This is a genomic window from Vibrio sp. M260112 (assembly GCF_036533775.1).
Lineage (GTDB): Bacteria > Pseudomonadota > Gammaproteobacteria > Enterobacterales > Vibrionaceae > Vibrio.
This window is the reverse complement of sequence record NZ_JATABH010000046.1, coordinates 21,275-28,765: the sequence shown is the minus strand read 5'-3', so window position 1 is coordinate 28,765 and position 7,491 is coordinate 21,275. Positions and strand designations below refer to the sequence as shown.

The window sequence follows — 7,491 nt, the reverse complement described above, 5'->3', positions numbered from 1 at the left end:
GGGTTGAATATGTTGCGCACAGAGCCGACTAAACTCAGTATCGTTGGAAAACAGAAGCGTTGTATGATGAACACAGCGATGCTAGAGGCGGTCTTGAGTGAAGGCCTAAACGCGGTGGGTAAAAATTAAACACTCATGCGGTCGCCCTGTCGGTAGCAGTAGCCTTAAGCAATCCAAATTTAAAATTTGCTTTTGTTGAACAAACGCAGTTTACTTTTGAGCATATACGTTCGTCATGGCAGACAAATAAGAATGCGCTAACAAAATAAGATGTTTTAAATTGTCGTTTGGGCGTTGTAAAGTTGTGTTAATCAGGAGGAACGAGGAAAATGAATATGCGGTTGGTGGCTTTATTTGTTGTGTTTTCTTTGTTCGTTTATTTTAGTTCACTTCCTGATTACATGACCTTCGACAAAAATCAATTATATTCACCTTCTTGCAATATTGAAGAAGAAATTTTAGTAACTAAGGTTTATTATTTTGTAGATTCTTCTCTTATTAATACGTTTACTAAAGATAAAGCGAAAGAACAAATTATTTTCTCAAATGAAACATTGAAAAATACATGTATTCCCCTAACACGAGACTTAGAAACGATTGAATACATTGATTTTAAATTTTCTGGAAGTGAAATTTACTTAGAGAATTTGCATAGTAAAGGAAGTGAAGAAATTGGAAAGAGTGAGGTTGTTAAATTAAGAAGTGACCCACAAAGCTATTATGTATTCGTTGTTCCGGAGAGTCATGACATTTTTGAGGGGGGTTATACTGGTATCACTGACTGGGAGTTTAATGATAGTTTTGTACTCTTGGCCGACAGCGCTATGCCTTATGTACTTGAGCATGAGTTCGGCCATTTAATGTTTGCTAATCATCATGAAACACTTTTATTTTCACTTCTTCAAGGACAGTTAGAGAGAAGTACTAGACCAGAAAATCGCCATTTCATCAAACCATATGCTAGGGCATATAAGTGTTCAAATGCTGGAACCGTAATGAGTTTGGAGAAAGTGAGACTACCAGTTTATTCATCCCCTGAGATACAATATCGCTCTGAAGTATGTGGAAGTCATTTACATGGAGATAACAAGCGAAGAGTGCGAGAGTTTGTAGACAACCTTAGAGCAAAGCTCAATAATAAAGATTCTTCTTAATTGGATCTAATCATCATTGTTGCGGTGATAAATGAGGTTGAGTTTTCTAAAGACTGCTAGGACTAACTCGAAAACTAAGGCTTGCTCGATTGGTAACTATTCACCCGTAAGCGTTCACCAGCACCGTGTTGACTAAGTGTTTAGGTAAAAACTCGTGTGTTTAAGATCGAGCACATTTGGGTACGGCTGCTGACGAACAACAGCATTGACTATGCGTGAAAGCGTATCAAGTAATGGGCTTAAAGGACAGGCACCATTAAATGATACTTATACTCCTTGCATAATTTAATGGTGAAATAGGTATTAGCTTGCCCAGCTAGGGGAGAGTGTAGCGTGCTGTGAGCCACTGTTGGCGTGAATGAGTCTATTGAGGCTTTTTTGAGTAACGAGTGATTCACCAAAAACATTTTTGGTTTCGTGTGGGTTTCTGTAAACCTCCCCTAATTAGTTGCGCCCATAATTCGAGGTGTCGGCTTGTTCATTCTTTATTAAATATTCCCATGGCGTCAGATCGTTGAGGGCATCATTGGACGTCGCTTCTCAGGCCTTTTGCTTTTGTGATTAATCAAAACTCAACGAATTCAGAAACCTTTGGCTTTCTTAATGACATCATAAGCATTCTGGATCTCTTGTGCCTTCTCTTTAGCAACATTCATCATCTCAGGTGGTAGGCCTTTTGCCATCAACTTATCTGGATGGTGTTCGTTCATCAGTTTACGATAAGCACGTTTCACACTCTTAGCATCTGCGCTGCTATCAACGCCCAAAAGTTTATACGCGTCACTCAACTGGTCTGCTGTTGAAGCCTGCTGCCAACTACCGCCTGACTGATTAGAATAGCTGCCACCGGATTGGCCGCCAAAACCGCCTTGCTGAAAGCGGAATGCCGCCTCTTGCATACGTAATCGCTGTTCTAGCTGATCAGATGAAAAACCAAGGCCACGGGCTATCTTATGTAAGACGTTACGCTCACTAGGGTGAACATCTCCATCGGCAAATGCAGCTGAGATCTGCAGTTCGAGAAAGAACTGCATTAGATCGAAACGACCACCAGCAGAGATCCGCACGCGTTCTAAAACGGTCTCCAGTGGGAAGTCACTCTCTTTGCCTTCTCGAAATGCATCTTGGGCAGCTTTGCGCTGTGAACCATGCAGATTCATGCGATCCATCATGGTTGTAGCAAGTTGAATCTCTTCGCGCGTAACTTGCCCTTTTGCTTTGGCAACATGCCCCATCACCGCAAATGCCGCTTTAAAAAACTCTTCTTGCCGTTCGGCTTGACTCGGACCACTGCCAAAACCGCTATTAAAGCCCGCCATACGTAAACGTCGTGCTTTATCGAATTGGTGCCCTAAAAATAAACCAAATACAGCACCAAAGGCTCCCCCAAATAGGAAACCGAAAAATGTGCCGAGAATTTTGCCGAAAATATGCATTATGTGCTCTCAATCTCTGAATTTTTTCTTCACGAAGCGGTCTGATAGTGCCGTAAGCTGTAAATTACTTTATTATAAGGACCGTTTTATTCTACATTCGGTCACCTATTCACCGGATATATCAAGTTCAACAGGATAGTAAAACTCGATGTTACGTTTTCCACGCACCTTGTTAGCCGCTTCAATCAGTGCTGCTTTTGTAGTGCCTCAGACTCAAGCAGAAACTATGTTAGACGATAGTGTGCAGGAACTGCCCGCTATAGATCAATGTTTGATCCACGAACCTGAGCCAGATAACCCAAATCAACAGCCGGTCAATGTTGAAGCCGATAGTTTAGAAGCCATAAATGGTGATAAAGCAACCTATCGGGGTAATGTTGTCGTTGTTCAAGGCAAAAAGCGCATGCAGGCTGACAACGTGACTTTGCACCAGAAAGAAAACATCGTCGTCGCTGAAGGTAATGTGACTTTCAGCGATGGTGAAGTCAAAACTATTTCTGATAAAGCGACCAACAACCTCAACACTGATTATGTCACTTTAGAAAATACCAACTATCAGTTCTTATGTGAGCCTGGCCGAGGTGAAGCCGTCTATGTAGCTAAGACTGGTAAAGCTGTCTATGAAATTGAAGACGGCACCATCACTTCATGTCCAGAAGGTGATAGTTCGTGGCGCATGCGTGCTTCAAGCATTGATATTGACCAAGATGAAGAAGAAGCCACTTTCTACAATCCACGCTTCGAGATTGTCAACGTACCTGTATTTTATCTGCCATTTCTCACTGTACCTATTGGTGATACGCGTAAAACGGGTTTCCTCTATCCAACCGTTTCGTATGGTTCGAGTGATGGCTTTGAAATGGAAGTTCCAATCTATTGGAACTTAGCGCCAAACTACGATTTGGAAACCACGCTCAAGTATATGCAGGAACGTGGCACTCAGTTAAACAGTGAATTTCGTTTCTTGTCTGATTTTGGCTACAGCACGCTGAAATCTGAATACCTCCCAGATGATAAAAAGTATCCTGAGTACGGCGATCGCTGGGGCTTCCAGTTAGAACACAGTGGTATTTACCAAGAGAACTGGAAGTTTACTGCTGACTACTCCAAAGTGAGTGATATCCGTTATTTCACCGATATCGATTCAAGCATAGGTAATAAAGAAGATGGTCAGCTTATCCAAGAAATGGAGGCCACTTACCGCTCTGATAACTGGGATGCGTCATTGTTAGCTCGAGACTTCCAAGTGCTAACAACTGGCAATAACTTGCCTTATCGCTTATTACCTCAATTACAGTTTAACTATTACGCACCAGAATTGATGCGCTATTTAGACTTTGATATGACCAGCCATATCTCTCGTTTTGATACCGATGCACAAGGTAAACCATCGGCGACTCGCGTTCACGTAGAACCTGGGTTGACGATGCCAATTGGTACGACTTGGGGAACTTGGACAACAGAAGCGAGACTTCTTGGTACCTACTATCAACAGGACTTGGATGGCGTTGACACGGCTTCGCAAAAAACAACTGACACTTCAGGGAATTCGATTGATAACCCTTATTACGGCCTTGAAGAGAATGTATCACGTGTGATTCCTGAGTTTCGCTCTCACGCAGCCGTTGTATTGGAGCGTGATACGGCAGTGTTTGACAATTACACCCAAACACTTGAACCGCAAATTCAATATGTGTACGTGCCTGAAAAAGATCAAAACAATATTGGTGACTACGACACAACTCTATTGCAAACCGACTACTATGGGCTATTCCGCAGCCGCAAATATAGCGGCGTAGACAAAATTGCGGAAGCAAACCAATTTAGTTATGGTGCTTCGACTCGCTTCTTTGATGACGGATATAAAGAAAGACTCAATATCTCATTTGGTCAAATTTTCTACATCGACAAAAACGTCAGAAAAAACACTGGTGAAACAGACAAACCAGATACTACATCTAAATCCAATTATTCCGCTTGGGCGGTTGAAGTCGACTTCAACTATGATGACTATTTGTTCTATCACGGTGGGGTTCAATACGATATTGACACAAGCGAAGTTCAGTTAGGTAACAGTACACTAGAATACCGTTTCAATGGCGGTTACCTCCAAAGCAACTATCGTTATGTATCCAAAAAGTATCTAGATTGTACAGTGGGTGAATGTGCTGATGAAGGTAAAGGAAATATCAATGTAAAAGATATAACCGTTGATGGCATATCTCAAGTAGGCTTACTCGCTGGATATCAGATTAATCGCAACTGGAATACCAGTGCACAATACTTCTATGACTTAACGACCGAAGAAGCGTTAGAGTGGCTAGCGCGCTTGAACTACACATCAGATTGTTGGTACATCGGCTTTACCTACAGCAAGCAGCTGCAAAGTTGGGATCCTAGCTTCTCAAGTTACCCCAATGCTAACCCAACCTACGAAAACAACTTTAGTCTGAACTTCGGCATCATAGGCTTTGGGACTAAGATTGGTGCAGGTTCTGGTTTAGCGGGTCTAGACAGTGCTGGTAACTCTCTAGGTTACGGTCGCCCATTTTTCTTAAACAACTAATTCGAGAGCCTGCTGTCTAACCCCGCAGGCTCGATATATTTTATAGGTTCTTGAATGAAATTTTGGAAACACGCGTTATTGGCTATGTTTGCAAGCAGTACAGTAAATACTGTTTATGCACAGCCCGTTGCACTAGATAACATCGCTGTCATTGTGAATAGCGGTGTTGTGCTACAAAGTGACATTGAAACATCACTAAAAACGCTAAAGGCAAATGCAAAAAAAAGCGGTCAGGCTTTACCCTCTGAGCAGATACTAAGAAAGCAAGTCACTGAAAAACTGATTGTCGACACCATTCAGCAGCAAGAAGCGCAACGTATCGGTGTGCGTATTGATGATAGCCGCTTGAATGAAGCAATCGCAGAAATTGCCAAAAATAATCAGCAAACAATCGAACAACTTAGTGTCTCTATTGCAGAAGAAGGTCTGAGTTATGCTGAGTTTCGTGAACAAATCCGCAAAGAAATCGCCGCAAGTGAAGCGCGTAATGCTCTTGTCCGCCGCCGCATTAACATTTTACCCGCAGAAGTGGATAACCTAGCCAATATCTTGGCCAAAGAAACGAATGCAACGGTTCAATACAAAATTGGGCATATCCAACTGCGCGTTAATGATGGTGACGATAAAGCCGCCATCGAGAAGCAAGCCAAGCAGTTAGCGGAGCAACTGAAAAACGGGGCCGACTTTAGCACCATGGCTTACACCTACTCTAAAGGCCCTAAAGCACTACAGGGTGGTGACTGGGGGTGGATGCGTAAAGAAGAGATGCCGACTATTTTTGCTGACCAAATCAATTTACAGAATAAAGGCAGTATTATCGGCCCCTTCCGTAGCGGCGTTGGCTTCCATATCCTCAAAATTGAAGACATCAAAGGCTTAGAAACGGTCGCTGTGACTGAAGTTAATGCGCGCCATATTCTGATTAAGCCAACGGTCATCTTAAGCGATGAAGGCGTCCAGAAAGAGCTAAAAGAGATCACTCAACGTATTACTTCAGGTAAAGCGACATTTGGTGAAATGGCACAGCAATATAGCCAAGATCCAGGTTCAGCCGCCCAAGATGGTGAACTAGGCTATCAAACTTCAGAACTCTATGTACCTGAGTTCAAACATCAAATTGATACTCTACCTGTTGGTCAAATCAGCCAACCCTTTAAAACGGTTCACGGGTGGCACATTGTAGAAGTCCTTGATCGTCGCGAAGTAGATCGCACGGATTCAGCATTAAAGAACAAAGCTTACCGCATCTTGTTTAACCGTAAGTTCAACGAAGAAGCGAGCACTTGGCTTCAGGAAATGCGCGCCAGTGCCTACGTTGAAATCATTAAAGATGAGACTCAAGATGAGCGTTAAACGCATCATAGTTACCGCTGGTGAACCTGCGGGTATCGGCCCTGATTTGGTATTGGCTCAGTCGAAAGAGAGTTGGGCTCACCAAATCGTGGTTTGCGCAGACAAATTTATGCTGGCAGAACGAGCTAAGCAGTTGAATATTGATGTCGAGCTGATTGACTACCAGTCTGAATCGCCGATTATCCCTCAGCAAGCAGGCTCATTGGTGGTTGACCACATACCTTTAACCAACCCAGCCGTTGCGGGGAAGTTGGATGAAGCCAATGGCCACTACGTGTTAAAAACACTAGAAAGAGCCGCTTTAGGCTGTATGAATGGTGAATTTGATGCTATTGTCACCGGCCCTGTGCATAAGGGGGTCATTAACCGCGCAGGCGTCGCCTTTAGTGGTCATACTGAATTCTTTGCTGAGAAGTCAAACACACCACTAGTCGTGATGATGCTTGCAACGGAAGGTTTACGTGTCGCTTTGGTGACAACGCATATCCCACTGGCTTATGTATCTAAAGCGGTGACAGAGGAAAGGCTAGAACTCATCATAGATATTCTGAACAAGGATCTCGTTGAGAAATTTGCAATAACGTCACCTAAAATCTATGTGTGTGGACTTAATCCACATGCAGGAGAAGATGGCTGCCTCGGAAGAGAGGAAATAGAAACCATCACTCCCACATTAGAAAGACTGCGTCAGACGAAAGGAATCAACCTAATTGGTCCTTTACCTGCCGATACTATCTTCAATGAGAAATATCTTGAAGATGCTGATGCCGTACTTGGGATGTACCATGATCAGGTACTTCCTGTATTAAAATACAAAGGCTTTGGCCGCTCAGTGAATATCACTTTAGGCCTGCCATTTATTAGGACCTCCGTTGATCACGGCACCGCTCTTGACCTAGCAGGGACAGGCAATGCGGATACAGGAAGCTTCCGAACGGCTTTAGCTCATGCAATAGAGCTAGTCGATAAGAAATCGAATTAA

The 7,491-nt window shown here is 43.1% G+C and carries 5 protein-coding genes and 1 pseudogene; 5 read left to right on the top strand and 1 reads right to left on the bottom strand.

Annotated features, from left to right (window positions below; genetic code table 11):
- Together QTN95_RS16400 and QTN95_RS16395 are read left to right on the top strand one after the other, a co-directional pair.
- Positions 1-129: pseudogene (locus QTN95_RS16400) on the top strand (ISAs1 family transposase); the annotation flags it as partial.
- Positions 130-329: 200 nt separating this feature from the next.
- The gene (locus tag QTN95_RS16395; RefSeq protein ID WP_331418202.1) at positions 330-1,154 is read left to right on the top strand and encodes a hypothetical protein; all 825 of its coding nucleotides are present in this window, start codon (positions 330-332) and stop codon (positions 1,152-1,154) included.
- Between the two features lie 581 nt (positions 1,155-1,735).
- Here QTN95_RS16395 and djlA read toward each other — a convergent pair.
- Positions 1,736-2,590: a co-chaperone DjlA gene (gene djlA / locus QTN95_RS16390; protein ID WP_138970729.1), complete on the bottom strand. Its 855-nt coding sequence runs from the start codon at positions 2,588-2,590 to the stop codon at positions 1,736-1,738.
- 148 nt (positions 2,591-2,738) lie between these two features.
- On the opposite strand from djlA, the gene lptD reads away from it, so the two are divergent.
- Genes lptD through pdxA form a run of 3 tightly spaced genes read left to right on the top strand, consistent with a single transcriptional unit; the run spans position 2,739 to position 7,491 of the window.
- Positions 2,739-5,156, top strand: a complete 2,418-nt coding sequence (lptD, locus tag QTN95_RS16385) for an LPS assembly protein LptD (RefSeq protein WP_331418201.1) — start codon at positions 2,739-2,741, stop codon at positions 5,154-5,156.
- A 54-nt stretch (positions 5,157-5,210) separates the two neighbouring features.
- A complete protein-coding gene (surA, locus tag QTN95_RS16380) occupies positions 5,211-6,509 on the top strand; it encodes a peptidylprolyl isomerase SurA (RefSeq protein WP_331418200.1) in 1,299 nt (432 codons plus the stop codon).
- The gene (pdxA, locus tag QTN95_RS16375) at positions 6,499-7,491 is read left to right on the top strand and encodes a 4-hydroxythreonine-4-phosphate dehydrogenase PdxA (protein ID WP_331418199.1); all 993 of its coding nucleotides are present in this window, start codon (positions 6,499-6,501) and stop codon (positions 7,489-7,491) included. Before surA ends, pdxA begins: the two co-directional genes overlap by 11 nt.

Coding starts and splice junctions, on each gene's coding strand:
- QTN95_RS16395 (WP_331418202.1), top strand. CDS start 330: ATGAATATGCGGTTGGTGGCTTTATTTGTTGTGTTTTCTTTGTTCGTT.
- djlA (WP_138970729.1), bottom strand. CDS start 2,590: ATGCATATTTTCGGCAAAATTCTCGGCACATTTTTCGGTTTCCTATTT.
- lptD (WP_331418201.1), top strand. CDS start 2,739: ATGTTACGTTTTCCACGCACCTTGTTAGCCGCTTCAATCAGTGCTGCT.
- surA (WP_331418200.1), top strand. CDS start 5,211: ATGAAATTTTGGAAACACGCGTTATTGGCTATGTTTGCAAGCAGTACA.
- pdxA (WP_331418199.1), top strand. CDS start 6,499: ATGAGCGTTAAACGCATCATAGTTACCGCTGGTGAACCTGCGGGTATC.